This is a genomic window from Candidatus Leptofilum sp. (genome assembly GCF_965223525.1).
Taxonomy (GTDB): Bacteria; Chloroflexota; Anaerolineae; order Promineifilales; family Promineifilaceae; genus Leptofilum.
The window spans coordinates 799,819-820,665 of the sequence record NZ_OZ245005.1 but is presented as its reverse complement, the minus strand read 5'-3'; the positions used below and the strand labels follow the sequence as shown (position 1 = coordinate 820,665).

General features: G+C 50.9%; 14 protein-coding genes and 1 riboswitch. Of the genes, 10 read left to right on the top strand and 4 right to left on the bottom strand.

Annotation, left to right across the window (positions count from 1 at the left end; translation table 11 throughout):
- Nucleotides 1–111: 111 nt before the first annotated feature.
- The gene (locus tag ACOQPM_RS20575) at nucleotides 112–576 is read right to left on the bottom strand and encodes a CoA-binding protein (protein ID WP_420632134.1); all 465 of its coding nucleotides are present in this window, start codon (nucleotides 574–576) and stop codon (nucleotides 112–114) included.
- A gap of 172 nt (nucleotides 577–748) precedes the next feature.
- Nucleotides 749–971, top strand: a riboswitch (FMN riboswitch).
- Nucleotides 972–1,269: 298 nt separating this feature from the next.
- Here ACOQPM_RS20575 and ACOQPM_RS20570 point away from each other — a divergent pair.
- The 3 genes from ACOQPM_RS20570 (at nucleotide 1,270) to ACOQPM_RS20560 (ending at nucleotide 3,952) form a co-directional block, all read left to right on the top strand.
- Complete coding sequence (locus ACOQPM_RS20570; RefSeq protein WP_420632133.1) at nucleotides 1,270–2,040, top strand: ABC transporter permease; 771 nt, start codon at nucleotides 1,270–1,272, stop codon at nucleotides 2,038–2,040.
- A gap of 62 nt (nucleotides 2,041–2,102) precedes the next feature.
- The gene (locus tag ACOQPM_RS20565) at nucleotides 2,103–3,086 is read left to right on the top strand and encodes an ABC transporter substrate-binding protein (RefSeq protein ID WP_420632132.1); all 984 of its coding nucleotides are present in this window, start codon (nucleotides 2,103–2,105) and stop codon (nucleotides 3,084–3,086) included.
- A 98-nt stretch (nucleotides 3,087–3,184) separates the two neighbouring features.
- Nucleotides 3,185–3,952, top strand: a complete 768-nt coding sequence (locus tag ACOQPM_RS20560; RefSeq protein ID WP_420632131.1) for an ABC transporter ATP-binding protein — start codon at nucleotides 3,185–3,187, stop codon at nucleotides 3,950–3,952.
- A 129-nt stretch (nucleotides 3,953–4,081) separates the two neighbouring features.
- Here the strand turns inward: ACOQPM_RS20560 and ACOQPM_RS20555 are convergent, their stop codons facing one another.
- Nucleotides 4,082–5,041: a DUF4349 domain-containing protein gene (locus tag ACOQPM_RS20555; RefSeq protein ID WP_420632130.1), complete on the bottom strand. Its 960-nt coding sequence runs from the start codon at nucleotides 5,039–5,041 to the stop codon at nucleotides 4,082–4,084.
- Nucleotides 5,042–5,163: 122 nt separating this feature from the next.
- Nucleotides 5,164–5,910 carry a metallophosphoesterase family protein gene (locus ACOQPM_RS20550; protein ID WP_420632129.1) on the bottom strand — a complete coding sequence of 249 codons (747 nt, stop codon included), beginning with the start codon at nucleotides 5,908–5,910 and terminating at the stop codon, nucleotides 5,164–5,166.
- A 114-nt stretch (nucleotides 5,911–6,024) separates the two neighbouring features.
- Here ACOQPM_RS20550 and tsaE point away from each other — a divergent pair, with 114 nt between their 5' ends.
- The 7 genes from tsaE to ACOQPM_RS20515 all read left to right on the top strand — a co-directional run bounded on the left by tsaE (nucleotide 6,025) and on the right by ACOQPM_RS20515 (nucleotide 17,181).
- Nucleotides 6,025–6,525: a tRNA (adenosine(37)-N6)-threonylcarbamoyltransferase complex ATPase subunit type 1 TsaE gene (gene tsaE, locus ACOQPM_RS20545; protein WP_420632128.1), complete on the top strand. Its 501-nt coding sequence runs from the start codon at nucleotides 6,025–6,027 to the stop codon at nucleotides 6,523–6,525.
- Nucleotides 6,526–6,530: 5 nt separating this feature from the next.
- Complete coding sequence (tsaB, locus tag ACOQPM_RS20540) at nucleotides 6,531–7,196, top strand: tRNA (adenosine(37)-N6)-threonylcarbamoyltransferase complex dimerization subunit type 1 TsaB (RefSeq protein WP_420632127.1); 666 nt, start codon at nucleotides 6,531–6,533, stop codon at nucleotides 7,194–7,196.
- A gap of 15 nt (nucleotides 7,197–7,211) precedes the next feature.
- Nucleotides 7,212–7,742 (top strand): ribosomal protein S18-alanine N-acetyltransferase, encoded by a 531-nt coding sequence (gene rimI, locus ACOQPM_RS20535; protein ID WP_420632126.1) that lies wholly within the window; start codon nucleotides 7,212–7,214, stop codon nucleotides 7,740–7,742.
- A 147-nt stretch (nucleotides 7,743–7,889) separates the two neighbouring features.
- On the top strand, nucleotides 7,890–8,906 hold the full coding sequence (locus tag ACOQPM_RS20530; protein WP_420632125.1) for a GDP-mannose 4,6-dehydratase: 1,017 nt from the start codon (nucleotides 7,890–7,892) through the stop codon (nucleotides 8,904–8,906).
- A gap of 130 nt (nucleotides 8,907–9,036) precedes the next feature.
- A complete protein-coding gene (locus tag ACOQPM_RS20525; RefSeq protein WP_420632124.1) occupies nucleotides 9,037–10,347 on the top strand; it encodes a GAF domain-containing sensor histidine kinase in 1,311 nt (436 codons plus the stop codon).
- A gap of 261 nt (nucleotides 10,348–10,608) precedes the next feature.
- Nucleotides 10,609–13,917: a S8 family serine peptidase gene (locus tag ACOQPM_RS20520; RefSeq protein WP_420632123.1), complete on the top strand. Its 3,309-nt coding sequence runs from the start codon at nucleotides 10,609–10,611 to the stop codon at nucleotides 13,915–13,917.
- Nucleotides 13,918–14,187: 270 nt separating this feature from the next.
- Nucleotides 14,188–17,181, top strand: coding sequence for a S8 family serine peptidase (locus tag ACOQPM_RS20515; RefSeq protein WP_420632122.1), 2,994 nt, complete (start codon nucleotides 14,188–14,190; stop codon nucleotides 17,179–17,181).
- Between the two features lie 92 nt (nucleotides 17,182–17,273).
- Here the strand turns inward: ACOQPM_RS20515 and ACOQPM_RS20510 are convergent, their stop codons facing one another.
- On the bottom strand, nucleotides 17,274–20,753 hold the full coding sequence (locus ACOQPM_RS20510; RefSeq protein ID WP_420632121.1) for a protein kinase domain-containing protein: 3,480 nt from the start codon (nucleotides 20,751–20,753) through the stop codon (nucleotides 17,274–17,276).
- Nucleotides 20,754–20,847: the final 94 nt, after the last annotated feature.

The following is a 20,847-nucleotide window of genomic DNA, read 5'->3' as shown; positions in this document are numbered from 1 at the left end:
AAGTATAGCATAAATCACTTTTTCTGGTGAAAGATTACTAAAAAATAAGAAGCGGCTAAATGAATTGCCGCTTCTGCTGATCAAGTTGAAGATACTGTGTGGACAGGCCTTTTACCCGGTTGGCAGTCGGCCCATTTTACCCAGAACCCATTTCATACATTTGTGAAACGGATCGAAGAACATCATGGGGCAGCCTCCGTCTATGACGGTGATGCCATTTTCTCGGCAAACGGCCGTACCCTCGTCCGAGACGCTGGAGGGCGCAAAGGTGTTGTTGTGCATCCATACATGCTTCACGCCCGCCTCAACACAATCATGTGCCACTTGGAGGCTGTGCTCTGGTTTGGTCACCAGCATGGCAGCATCCACTCCGCCGGGAATGGACTGGATATTGGGGAAACAGGGATCATCCTCGATGGTTTCTGCATTTGGGTTTACGGCAAATACCTCATACCCTCTGTCTCGGAATGCGCGGTAAATGGCATTGGCGGTTTCATTGGGATTGCGCGAAACACCTGCCACAGCAATCTGCTTCTGTGCCAAAAACTGCTTGGCTAACTGTTCAAATTGACTCACTTTTTAGCTCCTTTGGTCAGCAAGTGACCACACACCAAAATCATGGAAGTTTTGGTCGCGTCTGTCCAGTATCGGTTGTGCAAAAAAAGATATGATGTTTGTCATTTTTGACTGTAACATCCTTCCATTGACGCAGCGCATCACTTTTGTATAATCAAAAGCACAACAAAATAGTAACCTTCGGGGCAGGGTGCGGTGCAAAAATTGTGCCAATTCCCGACCGGCGGTGTGGCCCACGCAGGCCAAGCCCGCGAACTGCGTTCCAGTAATCAGTAAACCGTATTCAGTAATCAGTTGTTTTACTGATTACCGATTACTGACCACTGATTACCGAACACGGTTGATCTGGTGAGATTCCAGAGCCGACAGTATAGTCTGGATGGGAGAAGGTAAACGAGACGCGCTGCGTTTTTGTTTGTCATGCCATGTATTGCTTGCCCCACAATTTTGTGGGGCTTTTTTTGTGGCATGGTGGGTAGGAAACGGCCGTCTTCTGTATAAAAGTGGGAAGGTTTTTGAAATAAGTAGAGCCGTTTTGCCCACTTTTACTTGAGCAAACTACAGAGAAATCGCCCTTTGATTTTCAAATTACTTTCTGTGGTTTGCTTCACCACGCAGCGGTTGGCTAGTAATAGCAAACCCTGTCGCTTCGCGTATCCATTCCCCTTGCCCCAATAACTTTGTGAGGAATTTATGACCTGGTTGCGTCGGCAGCCTGTTTCAGTGACGGTGAGCCTCTCGTTTTTGCTGCTGCTTTTGCTATGGCAGGGCGTGGTTGTTTTAGGGGGGTACGATCAATTTATTTTGCCCAGCCCGCTGGATGTGGCGCGGCAATTTGGGGTGGTGATGGTGGACGGCCGTTTACTGCGCCACAGCCTCATCACCCTGAGTGAAGTGATACCTGGCCTGCTCATCGGGGCGGGCATTTCATTGCCGTTGGGCTATTTGCTGGCCAAATCGCCCCTGGCCGAGCGGCTCATCTCGCCTTACCTCATTGCTTCGCAGGCAATTCCCGTGATTGCCATTGCCCCGCTGCTCACCATTTGGATACACTCTACCTTTTGGGCACGGGTGCTGGTGGCGGTGTTGGTTGTTTTCTTCCCCGTGCTCATCAACATCATAGCGGGCTTGCGCTCTGTGCCGCGTGAGCTTTATGAGCTCATGCACGCGATGCAGGCCACACGCTGGCAAATTTTCCGCAAGCTGGAATGGCCTGCTGCGCTGCCCATTGTACTGGCAGGTCTGAAGTTAGGAGCCACACTCAGCGTCATTGGGGCATTGGTGGGGGAGTTTGTGCAGCCTAAAACCGAGGGGCTGGGCTATTTGCTCATCACGGCCCGTTATCAATTTAAGACGGATTTGGTCTTTGTGGTGCTGTTTACCCTGGCAGCCATCGCGTTGAGCCTGTACGGATTGGTGACATTGGCCGAGAGGCGGCTGCTGCGCTGGCAAAGGCATCAGTAAACGGTGGCTAGTGGTTAGTGGCTCGTTTTTTACTAACCACCAAAACGAAAAAGGACGATCTTGTGAATAAAAAAATTCGTATAACCATTATAATTTTAATAACTATCTTGCTCTTGGCTGCCTGCGGGGCAAGCGAGCCAGAGGAAGCAGAGCTAATGAACATTCGGCTGCCGATGGGGTTTGTGGCCGATCCGCAATATGCGCCTTTTTATGTGGCGCAGGAGCGAGGCTACTTTGCCGAGGCTGGGTTTGTGGTGGAATTTGATTACAGTTTTGAGACGGACGGGGTGGCTTTGGTGGGTGCCAATGAGCTGCCCTTTGCCATTGTGAGCGGTGAGCAGGTGCTGCTAGCGCGGGCGCAGGATGTGCCGGTGGTGTACGTCATGGAATGGTTCCAGAAGTTCCCCATCGCGGTGGTGAGCAAGGCAGAAAGTGATATTTTGTCGCCAGAGGATTTGCACGGCCGTTCCGTAGGTCTCCCCGGCTTTTTTGGCGCAAGCTATGTGGGCTATCTGGGGCTGTTGGCGGCAAATGATTTGCAGCCAAAGGATGTTAGCGCCAACGACATTGGCTTTAACCAGGTGGAATCGCTGCTGGCTGACCAAGCGGAGGCTGTGGTAGGGTACGCCAACAATGAGCCTGTGCAGCTTGCCGGGCAGGGGGAAGCCATCAACGTCATCCTGGTTTCGGACTATATTGATATGGTTGCCAACGGCATCATTACCAATGAGACGGTCATTGCCGAAAACCCGGCCCTCGTAGAGCGGTTTGTTGGGGCAATTTTGCGTGGCCTGGCAGATACGCTGGCCGACCCGGACGCAGCCTTTGAAATCAGCAAAAATTACGTAGAGGGACTGGAAGACGGCCGTAAACCAGTCTTGGAAGCGTCATTACCCATGTGGCAAGCCGAGACGCTGGGTTTGACAGAGTTGATTTCCTGGGAGAATACGCAGCAGGTGCTGCTGAATGCTGGCTTGCTAGATGAACCTATTGGGGATTTAACGGCCGTTTTCACCAATCAGTTTGTACTGGCCAACGAGCAGTAATTGAGTAAATTTGTGGACAAGACTTTAAAAGTCTTTAAAGCAACTTGGCAAATACCAATGTAGGGGAGACTTTTGAAGTCTTCGCACTTATACATAGCATGAATCAAAAACCTTTCCTCGTTGCTCAAAACGTGAGCCATGTTTTTGAAGATAAGCAAAAAGTGCTGGCGGATCTTTCATTTGTTCTGCCAGCGGGGAGCTTTACCGCGTTGGTGGGGCCGTCCGGTGTGGGCAAATCAACGCTGGTGCGGCTGCTGGCGGGGTTGTTACGGCCGTCTTCCGGCAAAATCACGTACACTCACCAGCCCAACGGCCAGCCGCCCAGCATTGGCCTCATGTTTCAAAAGGATAACCTGATGCCCTGGCGCACGGCATATGAAAATGTGCGGCTGCCGCTGGAAGTGCAGGGGGCGGCAAATAGTGAGGCGGATACGGCCGTGCGCGAAATGCTGACTTTGGTTGGCTTGAATGGCTTTGCCCAAAGCTACCCTGCTCAACTTTCTGGCGGGATGGCGCAGCGGGTGGCGTTGGCGCGGGCGTTGGTGCATCGGCCGTCGTTGCTGCTGCTGGACGAGCCATTTGGCGCGCTGGATGCCCTGACGCGGGAGCGGATGGGGCAGGAGCTTTTACGCATCTGGGCAGCACTGCCCGTGACGGTATTTATGGTGACGCACAGCATTCAAGAGGCGGTGCTGTTGGCAGATGAGGTGGTGGTGATGGGCGGTCAACCAGCCACAGTCACCAAGAAGATTCAGATTCAACTGCCACGCCCTCGCACCATTAAGATGCAGGGCGATAAGCAGTTTCAGCAATGTGCGGGGGCGGTGCGGCAGGCGATTGAGGAAGTAGAAAATGGAAAGAGGTAATTCAGTGAAGAGACTTCAAAAGTCTTGCAGGCATTCTTGTGGTTTGCCAGAGAGATGCAAGACTTTTGAAGTCCGCGTTGCGTGACGTGATTGAGTAACTGAGAAATAGTTACCCAGTTACAAAATTTACTATTCGGTGGAAACGGCCGTTTCTGACTGAACCACATCCCGTCGCCGACGAACCCGCCGCCAAATGAAGCGACCCACCAGCCAGAGCGGAACCCCCACGACGAGCAGCAGCGGCACTGCATAAATCACCAGCCAGATGCCAAACTCTGCCACGCCTTGTAATGCCTCAACCAAAGAGTCCATCGCATTGCGGAAGACAATCGCCGGACGCCAGCTTGTGTCAATGGGCTGTGCTACTACATCAGGCGTTAGGTCAACTGTAATGGTTGAGAAGGAGGCGGATTGGCTTAAAAACTGCAGCCGTCCTTTCATCGCTTCAATTTCGCTTTCCAGGCGGCTCAATTCCTGGTTGACGGCCAGAGCTTCTTCTACCGTCTCTGTGTCATTCAGGAAGCCGCGCACGCGAGCGGCCGTTGCTTCCAAATTCTCCAGCCGGGCAGAGAGGTCTACATACTCTTCCGTCACATCCTGGCCAGAGGTGCTTTCATTACGAACCTCAACGGCCAAGCCGCGCAATGCTTCCAGCGCACTGTTGAAGCCAGAGGATGGTACTCGGATGGTGATATTGCCCGTCTTGGCGTTTTCGTTGTATTGGAAGAGAGAGCTATTCACCACCCAGCCACCGTTTTCCTCCGCCATGCGGCTAACGGTAGCCATGGCCTCTTCTGTGTCTGAAACCACCAGGCTCATATTGGCAGTGCGGATAATGAGGCGCTCTTGGGTAACCTGGGCGCTAACTTCGCCCGCTGTGTTGGTTACGCCCAAGTCGCCGTCTGTGGCGAAATCTGCTTCAATTATGGCTTCTTCAACCGCTTCAAAGTCGTCAAAATCGGCCGTGTCGCTGCCTGCTGCGAAGCCGTCTGCTGCGCTGCTTTCAAAGCTTTCTGCTGCGCCGCTACAAGCTGCCAAAAGAATTGTTAGAACAGTTATTACAAAGATAATTGATTTTTTATAGGTCATGCTCGTGCTCTCCTGAAAAATAGAAATTAATGTGCTTCTAGAGAGTAAAACGATGGGGGATATGAATAAGTTCCCGCCTGCGCTGCATGGTAGGTAACTGTCAAACTTCTTGAAGTAAATTATTAAACGCCGTAGGCTAGCCGATTGACCAGGCGTTTTGGCATACCGGAACGCTCCATGCGTTCCTGCACCTCGCGCACGGAGTAGAGGACGCGCTGATAACTCCAGGTCATGTCGTCTGTGTCTAGCAGGGCATAGGCGGCGCGGGGGTCAGAGTCGCGGGGTTGGCCCACGCTGCCAGGATTGATGATGAGACGGTGTGGCCCTAGCGGCAGGCGTGCTTCATGCCCGTGATGGTAACGGGGCGGGTAGACATTCACCCGGCGAAACCCATTTAGATGCTCCTCAAACATGACCGGAACATGGGTATGGCCAACCAAGCAAAACTCAGTGTCGAACCAGTTGAAGTTTTCGGATGCGGTGAGTGGATCCAAAATATATTCCCAAATGGGGTGGCGAGGGCTGGCGTGGGCTAGTGTAAATTTGCCTTCGATCTGTTTGGAGGGTAGGTTTGCTAGGTAGCTGCGTGTTTCTTCGTTGATTGCTTCCTGAGTCCAGGTGATGGCGTACTTTGCTTCTCGGTTAAAAGATTTAATGTCTAGATTGCCCAATACGGCCTGATCATGATTGCCAGAGAGGGCGAGGTGATTGTGCTTTCGCAGTTCCTCGGCGCATTCGTTGGGGTCTGGGCCATAGCCAACCAGATCGCCTAGAAACCAGATGACGTCCCACTTGTTTTTGGCGTTTTCTAATACAGCCTGAAACGCAGTGAGGTTGGCATGTATGTCGGAGATGATCAGAATTCGCATGAATGGATTGCTCAAGTAAAATTTGCTCCCCAACTGGGGCATTTGTTTATGATACCATGTTCGAGGGTAGAGGGTATAATAAATCAGCCGTGAATTTATGACATGGGTGACTAAATGGCTATTTTAGACCGATGGACAATTGATTTTGTGAGCAGCAGCGTGGAGCAGACAACGCGGCTGGGGGTGCGCTTGGGCGAATTGCTTCAGGTGCATGACCTGGTTTGCCTGTCTGGTGAGCTGGGGGCGGGCAAAACGGCTCTGGCGCGTGGAATTGGGCGTGGCTGGGGCAGCGGTTTGCGTGTCACCAGCCCGACGTTTACGTTGGTGAATGAGTATCCTCGGTTGGCAGACGGCCGTATCCTATACCACATTGACTGCTATCGGCTGGAGGCGGCCGTAGACCAGATGACAGCCGGGCTGGAAGATATTCTTTTTGGCAGCGGCGCGGTGATGGTGGAATGGCCGGAGCGGATTGAAACGCTGTTGCCAGAAGACCGCCTGTGGATTGCGTTGACCTACGTGAGCGAGACACGGCGCAAGCTGCGAATCTCGGCCACTGGCGAACGGTCGGCCGAGCTACTGGAAGATTTTAAGAAAAGTGCCTTTGGAGTTTGATTTAGATGATTTTAGCGATTGATACGGCGACGCGCTGGCTTGGCATGGCATTGCATGATGGCACGGCCGTTTTGGCCGAGATGGGTTGGCGTTGTTTAAACAACCACACGATTGAGCTGACGCCCAACTTGCAGACGATGATGCAGCGAGCCAACGTGTCGGCAGCAGATTTGGCGGGGATTGCCGTGACCGTTGGGCCGGGTTCTTACACCGGGTTGCGGGTAGGGATGGCGTTGGCGAAGGGTTTGGCCCTGGCCAACCAGACGCCGCTGCTCGGCATCTCTACATTAGATGTTGTGGCCGCAGCGGTGGGGCCGTTTCCGGGGCAGCTATGGGTGGTGGCAGAAGCTGGCCGCACACGCATTTGTACTGCACCGTATGAGTGGGAAAACGGCCGTGGCTGGCAAACCAATGAAACGCCTGTGATCGAAAGCTGGGAATCGCTGCTGCCCACGCTGGAAGGGCGCGTAACCTTTGCTGGTGAGATTACGGCGCAGGCAGCCAAGCAGATTAAGGCCGCGAACCGGTCGTTTCAGATTATGCCACCAGCAACGGCCGTTCGGCGGGCTGGTTATCTGGCAGAGCTTGGCTGGCAAAAGCTGCGTGCTGGTAACGCCGACAATGCCCAGACATTGGCACCCATTTACTTGCGTGATCCGGCTGGCAATTAAAGCTGTTCCTCTCACATGTTGACACCCCCAGACCCATTTTGGCTGCGTGCCATGCAATTGGCCGATATTCCCGCTGTGCGCGAAGTGGATCGCCTCTCATTCCCAACCCCGGCGCGGGCTGGGCTATTTGAGCATGAGCTAGACGGAAACAAAATTGCCCATTACCAAGTGTTGGGTGTTGCCGAAACGATTATTGGGTTTGCCGGATTTTGGCTTATTGCGGACGAGGTGCATGTGAGCACCATTGCCACGCACCCAACATGGCGTGGTCGCGGCTTGGGCGAACTGCTGTTGCTCAATCTGCTGTTTCAGGCGTATACCTTGCCCGCCACCATGGTGACATTGGAGGTGAGACACAGCAATAAAGTGGCGCAAGCCCTCTACCACAAATATCAGTTTGCGGAAGTGGGGTCACGCCCGCGTTACTACCGGGACACTGGCGAAGACGCTTTGCTGATGACGGTGCCATTGCTAAACGCTCGCTACCATCAATTTTTGGAAAATCAACAGGTTAAACTATTGCAGCGGCTGCAAAGTGAGGCGTAGACGATTGAGATTTGTATAACCAAGAAAGAAAACGATTAGGACTTACGCACTTGCTCAGAGGTTCAACTTTTGCCAAAAGTTGAACTTCTCTGGGTGGGCTGCCGTGGTTGCGTAAGCCTTGAAGATGTAAGAGGGAAGGAATTAAGTATGAAATTTTTTATTACGGGCGGGGCTGGATTTATTGGCTGTAACAGCGCCGATTACTTTTTGCAGCAGGGGCATTACGTTGTCGTGTTTGATAATTTATCGCGTAAGGGTGGCCCTGCCAATTTGGAATGGCTGCAGGCGCGACACGGCGAGCGGCTTACTTTTGTGTCTGGAGATGTGCGCGACTATGAGGCGCTGGCCGCGGCCATTGGCGGTGCAGATGTGGTGCTTCATTTGGCGAGTCAGGTGGCGGTGACGACCTCTGTGCAAAATCCGCGTGAAGATTTTGAGATTAACGCTATGGGGACGTTTAACGTGCTGGAGGCGGTGCGACATCATGCGCCGGAAGCGGCCGTTCTGTACGCATCTACCAATAAAGTGTACGGGGGTATGGAGGGAGCCAGGGTGGAAATGGCAAACGGCCGTTACCAGTATGCCGAATATGCTCACGGTATCTCTGAAACATATCCACTTGATTTTCACTCACCGTACGGCTGCTCTAAAGGGGCTGGTGACCAATACATGCTGGATTACGGCCGTATCTACGGCCTAAAAACGATGGTATTCCGGCAATCTTGTATTTATGGTCAGCGGCAATTTGGCGTAGAGGATCAGGGCTGGGTGGCCCATTTTGTCATTGCCACCATAAAGAACCGCCCCATCACCATTTACGGCGATGGCAAACAGGTACGCGATTTGCTACATGTACAAGATTTAATTCGCGCCTATGAGCTTGGCATCCAGCAGATTGAAGCACGGCGTGGCGAGGTATACAACATTGGTGGTGGGCCACAAAACACGCTCTCAATTTGGACAGAATTTGGGCCGCTGCTAGCGGAGCTAGCCGGCTATGAACTGCCCGTAAACCGTGCCGATTGGCGGCCCGGTGATCAGCGCGTTTTTGTAGCCGACATTCGTAAAATCAAGACTCAGTTGGGGTGGCAACCTACCATTTCCCCCCGGCAGGGGATTCAGGATTTATTTAGCTGGGTTGCCAGTAACCCGACACTGTTTTAAGTGAAATAAATTCCCAAGAAACGGTGTAATGCTTGGTAAATAGCAACGGCCGTGTAAAAACCGGGAAGCGCGGAATAGTACCCCCTTTTTCCCATTTTAACTTAGGGGTAGTAGGCTTTATTATTAAGGCATGAGTAAACGTCTAGAAGGTATTGAACTATTGGATTATGTGCTGCGGGTTAGCCGACGGATGGCTGAGTCTCACGCACTGGCACCGCTGCTGGCATATACAATTGATAAAGTGCTGACGATGATCGGGGCTGAACGTGGCTATATTGTGCTTAGGCACGAAGATGGCTCGATTGATTTTCGAATACGGCGAGACAATAAGGGAAATGATTTGCCTGGCGACACAGATGAAATCAGCTACTCCATTTTGGAAAACGTGGTGCAGTCTGGCGAATCGGTGGTATTAAGCGACGCGATGCACGATCCACAATTTGGTACGGCACGTAGCGTCATGGCGCTGCGGTTGCGCTCAATCATGTGCGTGCCGCTCATTACGCGGAACCGTACGATTGGGGCTATTTATGTAGAAAATCGTTCAGTGCGCGGCCGTTTCCGGGACTCTGATTTGGCACCTTTGCAGTTATTTGCTAACCAAGCGGCCATTGCCATTGAGAATACGGAGCTTATTGAAAACCTCAAAATTGCCAATGATCATCTTACAGAGCTGGATGAGCTGAAGACAAATTTTATTATTTTGATTTCACATGAGCTAAAGACGCCGCTGACGGCCGTTTCTACCAACGCCCAACTGATGAATATGATTGTTGAAAAAGCCGGGTTGCACAACGATCCCATGCTTACCCGAACCGCAACCAACCTGGACAAAGCGACTGAACGAATGCGCCAGGTTATTGATGAAATTGTGCAATTTTTCCGCATCGCTTCTGGTCAGTTAGAGCTATCGTTTAGTGAAGTTCGGCTGAAAGATGTTATTCAACCAGTCGTAGATAATTTGGCAGCCATTTGCGAGCTGCGTCAGCTAACAATTATAGTGGACAATATGCAAGCACTCCCTGAGGTATGGGCAGACCCTCGTCAATTGAAAGTTGTTTTCCAAAATATCATTGGCAACGCAGTGAAGTACACGCCAGATGGTGGCAGCATTGAGATAACGGCACGTTGTGACGTGGATGGACAAGTTGAAGTTGCTGTAAAAGATTCTGGCATTGGCGTGCCGCTGGAAGAGCAGCAGCGAGTGTTTGATATGTTCCATATGCTCGGTTCATTGAACACCCATTCCACTAGCAAGAGTGCTTTTCGGGGTGGCGGGTTTGGCCTAGGATTACCTATTGCACGAGGAATTGTTGAAGCGCATAGTGGATCTATTCGCTTGCAAAGCAGCGGCTATGATCAGGAGCGTTTACCTGGTACTGTATGCACTGTTACGCTGCCAACAAAATTGTCGGCGGTTCCAGAACCAGAGCCTGCCTGAAATACAAGCTAGATGGTGAATAAAATAAATAATATGAAACGGCCGTTTCCATTTTGGAAGCGGCTTTTTTTGTTTGGCATCATATTGGCTGCTTGCGAGGGAGTACAATGGCACTACTTAAGCCACTTTGCAATATTTGTAACAATTTTCGTAAGCTGTCGTCATTAGCGTAGTCTACAAAATAAAAGTCTTTACATTTAAAAAGAAGTTTTCATCAAAAATATGGAAGAGTAGTAGCTACTAAAAATGCTCGGGAGTCACATGAACCAAAAATATCTCTCAACTCGTAGCCGGGGCCTGTTCCTGGCGTTGTTTGCTTTATTGACCTTTGCCTTATGGCTAGTGCCGATGGGTGGCACGGCCGTTTTTACCGACACCACCTTGTCGAGTTACATTGTGCAGGCAGAAGATTTAGAATCAGCCGTAACGGCCGTAGAGCAAATAGGTGGGCAAATCACTCATAGACTGGACATTATCAACGGTGTCGGTGCCAACCTCACACCATCACAGGTGATGCGGTTGGAAAATAATTCAGCAATTGTCAATTTGCAAGAAAACCACCAGCTACAAATGACCACGTACACACCTCAAACAGTTGAGGTGCGTATTAACAGCTCTTCCGACGATGCTGAACAAACGGCCTATGGCTCGGTGTATTTACACAGCCCTGATCTTGAGCTCTCTGAGGATAGCCAATATGGCTCTGAAATGGTCGGGATGCGCTTCCAAAGCATACAAATTCCTCAAGGTGCTACAATTACCAGCGCCACCATAGAATTTGAAACAGATGAAACAACCTATTCTTCCACTTCAGTAGTCATTCAGGCGGAAGCTGTTGATGATGCAGCCACGTTTACAACTGCCTATAACAATATTAGCAATCGCCCAAGAACGGCCGCATCAGTCAATTGGTCGAACATTCCTGAATGGGATCTGATAAGCGAAAAACATCAAACACCAGATATATCTTCCGTTATTCAAGAAGTTGTGTCACGCGGTGGCTGGAACAGTGGCAATGATTTAGCCATTATCGTAACCGGCTCAGGTACACGGACAGCTGAATCCTACGATGGCGAAAGCAGCAACGCGCCTTTGCTCCGTGTTACGTACACAATGGATGAGGCTCCTTCTGAGCTGCCGCCAATTGAAGAGACCATGATCTCGGCACAAGACAGTTTTGCCAACAATGATTTCTCCGGAAGTAGTGGTAATGTTAACTGGCTCGGCAATTGGCAAGAGTATGATTCGGCGTCATTGGGAGATGGGCCATCTGTGGGCGCTGTTCGCGTGAGTGACCAGGAATTAAGCCTGAGTAATTACCCCAAAAAGAGCCTGACACCCTTTGTAGCACGGCAAGTTGACCTTTCTCAGGCAACCTCAGCCACCTTTAGCTTTTTTTACAACACTTCATCTGGGGTTGATTACAATGATGCCATCGCTATAGAGATTTCGGCAGATGGTAGCAATTTCACCACGTTAGAATTAATTGAGCATATCAGTGGTAGCAACACCGGCTCAAGAAGTTACGACATTTCAGATTTTGCCTCGCCTCAAACAACGATTCGTTTTCGTGTTGACAATTATTATGGGGGAAGCGACGAATATTTCTACATTGACGATGTAGAAGTTTCCTACTTTGTTGGTGCTGATTCACAGGAAGGTGGCAACGAAGGTAACCAGGACAGTTTGGTTGAATATACCCTCCGTGATGAGTTTAATACCGTTTCCTACAGTGGCAATGATGGTACTGCTAACTGGAATGGGAATTGGGTAGAATCTGGCGAGTTTGATGGTCCCTCACGCGGCGGAATGGCAGTTACATCGTACTGTGATCCGGGCTACTGTCTGGAAATGGGGGGATACGAAGTTTACCTCCTCAATCACAGCATTGAGCGTGCTGCTGATTTAAGCAATGCAACCTCCGCGACATTAACATTGAGCTACCTCCGAGACGGTGAGGAAGGGAGCATTCAATTAGAAATTAGCAGTGATGGTAATTCCTGGGTCAACTTGGCGACCTATCATTTGTGGCACTATGATTATCAGCCATTAACTCATAGTTTTGACATTACGCCCTACGCAAGTGCTAACACCCAGATTCGTTTCATCAGCTACGATGAAGAGGTTGATGGATACCTAAATGTAGATGATGTTATGATCACTTATACCGTAGCTGAAACGATACCGGACATTGCCCATACGGAGATCATTCAGGCTGATGTGCTTCATGAGGCAGGCTATACGGGCAACGGCATCACGGTAGCAGTTATTGATACCGGTTTTTTGGCAGATGATGCCTTAACCACAAAAGGTGACGGTACCGAACGCGAGATTGTGCAGTACGATGCCATCACTGATCAGGTTATTGACCAATCAACTGAAGTTTCTAACGATGAAAGTGGACATGGCAGTCATGTTACCAGCGTTATTGCCAATAACAATACCGATAGCGATGGCGACAGTGCGGGTGTAGCCCCAGATGTGGACTTGGTTTCCATCAAGGCATTTGGCGCCAACGGTTCTGGCAGCTACCTGGATGTCATTCGTGGTTTGGATTGGGCCGTTGCTAATAAAGACACACACAATATTCGGGTTATCAACCTATCCTTTAGCGCGCCACCTCAATCTTACTACTGGGATGATCCGCTGAACCAATCGGTAATGCGGGCTTGGCAGGAAGGTATCGTTGTTGTTGCAGCGGCTGGCAATGATGGGCCAGATGCGATGAGCATTGGTGTGCCGGGCAATGTGCCTTACATCATTACGGTGGGTGCCGTGTCCGACAACTTCACGAAAGATGATTTGTCCGACGATTTTCTGGCCTCTTTCTCGTCTACAGGTCCGACTGTAGAAGGCTTTGTGAAGCCTGATGTGGTGGCTCCTGGCGGCCATATTGTGGCCTTGATGTCCAGGTTGGGCCAGTTGGGTGTTCAATTCCCGCAGTTCTTCGACCCCATAACAGATTACTTTGAAATGTCTGGAACCTCGCAGGCAACGGCCGTTGTAAGCGGTGTTGTGGCCCTGATGCTAGAAGCAGACCCGACGTTGACGCCGGATGATGTGAAATGTCGGTTGATGATCACCGCTGCGCCAATGATGGATGCTGACGGCTCTTTGAGCTACAGCTTGTTCCAACAAGGGGCAGGCCTGGTTAATGCCGAAGCTGCGAGCAACAGCACAGAAAGCGGTTGCGCCAATCAGGGTATGGATATTGCCGCTGATCTAGATGGCAGCCAACATTACCAGGGCCCGGCAGACTTTGACGAAACAACCAACACTTACAACTTGGTAGATGCCAATGGCAACTTCATTGGTGATGCTTATGCTTGGGATGGTAGCTATACAGGCACCGAAGGTAATTTTTGGGCTGGTGGCAACTTCTGGGCTGGTGGCAACTTCTGGGCGGGCGGCAATTTCTGGGCAGGCGGTAACTTCTGGGCGGGCGGCAATTTCTGGGCAGGCGGTAACTTCTGGGCTGGTGGCAATTTCTGGGCCGGCAGCTTTGACTCAGAAACAAATGTTGATCTGAATTCAGCTATGTCTATTAACAGTTGGGTGCCGCAAGAATAGGCTGTTTGGTACGTTAGAACCAATTTCTCGCTTTTACGAGCAATGTAACAGAAGCCGTAAGTAGGGATTTGTAAATTTTTTTAGCGAAGAGTTTTTCAGGCAAACCACAGAAAGCAATTTGAAAGCCGAAGGGCGATTTCTCTGTGGTTTGCTCAAGTAAAAGCCAATTGCGAAGCCGTTCTAATTCAAAATTCTTTTTGGCTTTTACACAATCCATTTGCTCAAAAGCGAAACTTGAGCTTTTGAAGCCTAACTTCTAAGGGGGAGTTAATGGATAAGTCAACGAAGTTCCCTACAGTTTTTGGCCGATTAACGGCCGTACTTATGCTCATTTGTTTGCTTCTGATTGGCAGTAGCCTGGTGCAACCTGCACCCACCAGCACGCTTCTGGTACAGGCAGCAGACATGCAAAAAGTAGAGCCAACGCTACAGACGCTGATGGCTGAGGCTGACGATGCCACGTTGCCAGTGATTGTGCAGAAAACAGAGGCTGATGCCTCGGTGGAAGCCACAGTAACAGCACTGGGCGGCACGGTTACGAAAGCGTTGCCCATCATCAATGGCTTTGCGGCAGAGATGGACGCCAACAGCATTGCTCAACTGAGTCAAATAACGGCCGTTCGCTACATATCATTTGATACGGCCATAGAAACCAGCGCGGCAAACATGCCCCACAACCGCCTGCAAAACCCCGGCTTTGAGTCTGGCACCATTGGTTGGCAGCTAAGTGGCAAAGCGCTCATCTCAGACGATGCCTACGCAGGCAGCAATTCGCTAGAGCTATACGGTGAAGCGAGCCAACGAATTGAGGTGATTCCGGGGTATAGCTATACCTTTAGCTTGTGGGCCAAAGGTATTGGCGATTCGGGAGACTTTCATTATCAGATTGAGTATTACAACAATAATGGCAACATGCTGGAAAAAGAAACTGGAAAGATAGAAGGCGTCTGGTTCAGCCATTACAGTATTAAAAAGGATGCGCCGGACGAGGCAGCGTACATCGTTGTGCGAGTTTACACTGAAGAAGATGCCGATGGCTTTATTCGTATAGACAATGCCGTCCTTGAATCAGATAATCCCGGCCTTTTGCAAAACCCTGGTTTTGAAAGCGGTGCCTCTGGTTGGGTGATTGATGGCATTCCCCGGCTCACCACAGATACTTATGAGGGGAATTGGGCCCTCAATCTGGATGACTATTACGAATTTGATCGCGCCACCCAAATTATCAGCATTACATCTGGACAACATTACGTTCTGCGTGGTTGGTACAAACGTGGCACCAACATTACTTGGGCCTACGCTTACCTAATCTTTTATGATGCCAATGGGAATGAACTGGCTGAGGTGAGCATGGATTTGCTGCCTAGCGGTGACGCATATCAATATTTTGAGATGGCAGCCTTTGCCCCACCAAATAGCAGCCAGGTGGGTGTGCGCGTAGCCAAATTTGGCGACGACACTATGTTCTTGGATGCGTTTTATTTGGAACCGGCACCCAGCGTAGCAGATTTGAACAATAATTTGCTGGACAATGGCAGCTTTAACAATGGCGTGGCCTACTGGCAAGATTTGTTCAACAGTGAAAGCCTGATGGTTTTCCCCGAATCGCCTTTTGACGAGACAAGCCTGCTGGTTCCTGGCGGAAGCGAGGCGCAGCAGTCCCGCATTGCTTCTGAGAATCAGCTGTATACCTTGAATGGCTGGGTTAAGAGTGATGACCCGCTGTTTTCAAATGTCATTATCATGCGCTATTTGGACGAATCTGGTGCTGTTTTGGCAGAAACGTGGAACAGGCTTTACCCTGCAGGTGAGCAATGGGTACCTTTTTCCGTCTCCAGCTATGCACCAGAAGGAACAGTTGAGGTTGTGGCTATTGTACGGCCGTCCCAACCCTCGTGCGGTGGCTGCCAATTCCTGGTTGATAACCTAATTCTGGCCTCTGGTACGGCTAACACTCAGCCCAATGATTATTTGCAGGCAACGGGTGTAGAGCCGTTACGTGGGCTAGGGCTGACTGGCTCTGATGTGACCATTGCAGTGGTTGATTCCGGTATAGACGGCCATATCCTAAATAAACCCATCCTGGCTGCCTACAATGCAATTGGCGGTACCGAAATTGATGAAAACGGACACGGCACCTACATGGCGGGTCTGGCGGCAGGCGAAAACCTGGATGCCATGGGCTACCCGGTAGCCATTGCCCCTCAGGCCAACCTGATTGATGTCAAGGTGCTGAATGCCTATGGGGTAGGGACTTCTTCCCAGGTTATTGATGGGTTGAACTGGATTCTGGAAAACAGGGATGCACATGATATTCGCGTTGTGAATATGTCTCTCACGGGGGCAGTAACTGGACCTTACTGGATGAATCCCTTAAACCTGGCGGTAGAGGCGTTGTGGGATGCTGGCATGGTGGTTGTGGTAGCTGCAGGCAATGTAGGCCCTTCGGCTGGTTCCATTACCACCCCGGGCAACGACCCGTTTGTCATTACTGTGGGTGCGTTTACCGACAACTATTCACCCACGTTCCAGGGTGACGATTACATCCCACCTTTTAGCTCGGCTGGGCCTTCTGAAGCAGGCTTTATAAAGCCAGACATCATTGCACCGGGAGCGCATTTGCTCATGCAGGTACACCCGGAAAGTCGCTATGGGTCGCTTTATCCAGAGCTTTATGTAGGCAAGGGCTGGTATCTAGGGTCGGGAACGTCGGCGGCAACGGCCGTTACCTCCGGCGTGGTGGCTCTCATGTTAGAAGCCAACCCCGATCTGACGCCAAACGAAGTGAAATACCGCCTGTGGGTCTCAGCACAGCCGGCGGTTACGACCGAAGGCAACCTGGCCTTTAGCATCTTCCAGCAAGGTGCAGGTCGCCTTTGGGCACCGGATGCTGTATTGGGCAACTACACCGGTGAGGCTAATAGCGGCATGAAGCCGGGCGAGGCGTACGTTGGCCCCGTCATTTATGATGAAGAGCGCGGCGGCTATCTGCTAGTAGATTCTGATCGCAAACCGCTGTCAGAAGACGAAAACTTCTTTTGGGATGGCGGTAATTTCTGGGCCGGGGGCAACTTCTGGGCCGGGGGCAACTTCTGGGCCGGGGGCAACTTCTGGGCTGGGGGCAACTTCTGGGCTGGGGGCAACTTCTGGGCTGGTTCTTACTTCTCCAATAATGATTTTTACTGGAATGACCCGGCCGTAGCCACTATCTCCAGGTTCCTGGCATCCTTTAACTTTGGCAATTTCCAGGATGAACAACCATAAGCGGAAAGCACCCTGGTACTTTTAATCCAATGTTCCGCTTTGCATACGGCCTTTATTGTTTCTTTGCCTTTAGAATCTGAAAAAATTCCAGCTTAGAATTTTGCTTCGAATAGAATAGAGATTTCTAGATTGGTGGGTACTCTTTCCAGGAAGGAGTCGCGCCGGTCATCGTCCGTGATTTGGTTGGCCCACTGCACAAGACGGCCGTATGCCATTGCCAAAATCTCATCTGCATAGGGGTCTTCTTGTGCAGCTAGCACTTTGTAGGTGAGCAGTAAAATGTAAAAGGGACGGGAGGTGCCGTCCAGCGACTGTCCGTCTTTTAAGTGGGTGATGATGGGGGTTACGTGGGTAGAAACGGCCGTTTCATCCCCTCGGTTCAGCGACAGCCAAGCCAAGCCCGCATGTGCCTCCAAAACCTGGTCTGTTTGCGCCAATGCCGTCAAAGATTCCTGATACGCTTCGGCCGCTTCTGGGAATTTTTCCTGGCTCAACAACAAAAAGCCACGATCCTTTAGCACCAACCCATGTAAAAACGGACTGCCAATTTTCTCGGCCAGGGTCAATGCTTTCTGGCTGTACAGTTCCGCTTGCGCGTTGTCCTCCAGGAAGTGGGCGGCCAAACTAAGATTGATCAAATTTAAAACTTCCCCAAACGGCACATCAATTTCACGGCAAAGTGCCAATCCATTGTTGGCATACGTTTGCGCCAGCTCAAAGGCACCCAAATCTAAATACAGGGAACTTAAATTGAGCAAAATGCGGGCGCGACCTTCACGGTCACCAATTTCCTCGTCAATTTGCCGTGCTTTTTCCAAAGAAACCAACGATTGTTCGATATTGCCTTTGGCAAAAGCAACCAGACTAATATTGTTATAAACCGTACTTTCGCCCTGTTTGTTGTTCAGTTTTTCATACAGAGGCAAACATTGTTCGTAAAATGATAGAGCCGTTTCCAACTGACCCGTATCGTAGGCAAGCACGCCCAGCGCCCGCAAACTGTCGGCTTCGAGCTTGGTGAAATGGTGAGTATGTGCGGTTTGTAGGCACGTTTCGTAATGATTTTGGGTTTCTTCGTATTTGCCTTGCCGCAGCAGAGCACGCCCAATAGCCAAATAGCTGGCCGCCTCATCGTAGGTATCTTTATTTTCTTGTGCTACCTGTCGTGCTTGCTCTGCGGCCGCAACTGCAGAGGCATAATCTCCTGTTGCTTCAGCATAATTTGCCAAACGCAGGGCAACGGCCGCACGCTTGTCTTCATTTTGGCTTTCGGCCAGCTTGGCAGCCAGGTTGCCCAGGGTAGCCAGAACAGCTTGTTGCTTTTCGCGCTGTCCCAGCAGATGGAAGATTTGCTCACGCGCCAAATGAAGGTCAAACTGCGACAGCAAATCATCGGACGGGGTTAAAGTCAGTGCCTGATCATAATAATTGAGGGCGGTTTGGTTGAGGAATTGCTGCTGGGCGTATTCTCCGGCTAGGCGTGCGTAATGACGCACTTTCTCATCGTTGCCGGCCTGTTGCCAATGGTAGGTTAAAGACGCTGCCTTTTCAGGCTGTTTCGGATAAATATTTTCAACGTGCTGGGCAATGGTTTGGTGCCATCCGGTTTGTCTGTTTGGATGGATAGTTTCCAAAATGCCAGCCCGCAGCTTATCGTGGGCAAAGCGCCAATTGCCGTTAAACAGTTCTAAAACGGCCGCTTCTGCACAAGTTGCCAGCCAGGTTTCCACCGGCATCCTGGTTTTGGTCGTATCAGCCAGTTTGGGCAGCAAATTGAGATCGAGCTGCCGCCCGGCAACGGCCGTGCCAACCAACAGCGGCATAGCGGCATCCGGCACACGAGCCAAGCGACGCTGTACAATCGTTTGAATCCCCTGAGGAAACAGTTGCTGGGGCAGTGAACTATGCCCGATGGCACTGAGGCGTCCTGCTTCTTCAGCCAATGCTCGAACCACCTCTACCAAAAAGAACGCATTCCCTTCCGTTTCTCGCTGCAGCAGCGCCAGCACATCTTGATTTTTACCGACATCTCCTAACATGCTAGTGCTAAGGGAAGCAATTTCATCTGGTGAAAGACGGTTAAGCGGCAAAGCCTTCATCAACGGCAGCGCTTCTGGCAATGATACCTGTTCGTCGTTTCGGTAGCTTCCAATGATGAGCAGCGGCAATGTAGGCGCAAGGCGCGTGAGCTGCTGCAAAATTTCTAGACCCGCGTCAGCCCAATGTAAATCCTCCAAAATTAGCAAAATCCATTGATTCTGGTTGTTAAATAAGCTGGTGATGGTACTAATTAAACGTTGCCTGGCGGCGGCGGCGTCCAGCTTCGGCGCGGGGACGACTTCTCGCTGGAGCAAACGACCAATGTCTGGGATCAGTGCCTGCAAAACCCCTACCGCCAGATCATCCAGCGGCACGGTCAGCACCAAGCGGCGCAGCGCCTCGTGCCATAATTGCAATGGAGAGCCTGCCACATCTTCAATTGCCTGGCCGCGCAGCACCAATGCACCTTGCACCAATGCCTGCGTGCCAATTTCGTCTAGCAGGCGCGACTTGCCAACGCCGCTCTCACCGCTTACCAACCAGCTAGAGCCATGCCCGTTTTTGGCTGCCTCTAATGCTTTTAGAAGCGCGTTTGTCTCTTCGGTGCGCCCAACAAAGGTGGCCGCCTGCAGGTAACTTTCGCGGATGGCGATGCTTTCGGCAGGAACAGGAAGCCCTATTGCCTGGCTAAAGGCAGCAATGCACGCTTCGGCGGTGCTGTAGCGGTTTTCCTGATTTTTGTTGATGAGTTTGTCAATAACGGCCGTTATCTCTGGAGAGGCATCTAGCAAACTTAAATCAGGCCTTTTATCCATAACCTGCTCAAGAAACTGAGGACTATTGATGTCAAATGGATGCCGACCCGCAAACAGCTCAAAAGCCATGATGCCCACCGCGTAAAGGTCTGCCGCTTCGGTGTGTGGCTCGTTTTCCCATACTTCCGGGGCAATGTAAGGAATGCTGCCTGCTGCTTGCATGGTGCTTTTGTGGGTGGTTGCCAAACCAAAATCTAAAATACGCACTGTGCGGTAAGTGACCAATACATTAGCCGGTTTCAGATCGCGGTGCAGGATGCCGCGTCGGTGCAAATAAGCCAATGCCTGGAGCATTTGCTGGATCAAGTTCACCTTGCCCATCTCGTCCAGCCCTTGCCCGGCTGTCAGGATGGTTTTGGCTCCCATCAAATAATCCATGGTGAAGTATGGCCGTCTCTCTTCGTCAAAACCGTAATCCAAAACAGAAATAATGTTGGGGTGGCGCAAGGAAGCCAGCGTTTCAAATTCGTGGGCCAATGCCAGACGCAGATCCTCTTCCAGATCGCTTGCCATGCCGCCATTGTCAGCGTCAAGTTCCCAAGTGGGCACAATGACCTGCTTGAAGGCCAGAATATGTTCGGCTAGCCGGTCTGTGGCGCGGTACACAACGCCCATGCCGCCCTCACCAATTTTTTCATGGATGACGTAACGGCCGTTTACCGTCATATTTTTAACTTCAGGGAGTGGAGGGGGCGAAGTAACTTGCGGAAGGGTCATGAAATAAAAAGTTAGAACCTTGTTGGTAGCTGCGTAAAAATCTGGCGGGTAGCCGTAAATTTCCAAAGAGACTGAACAGTTGCAAAATCTGTTC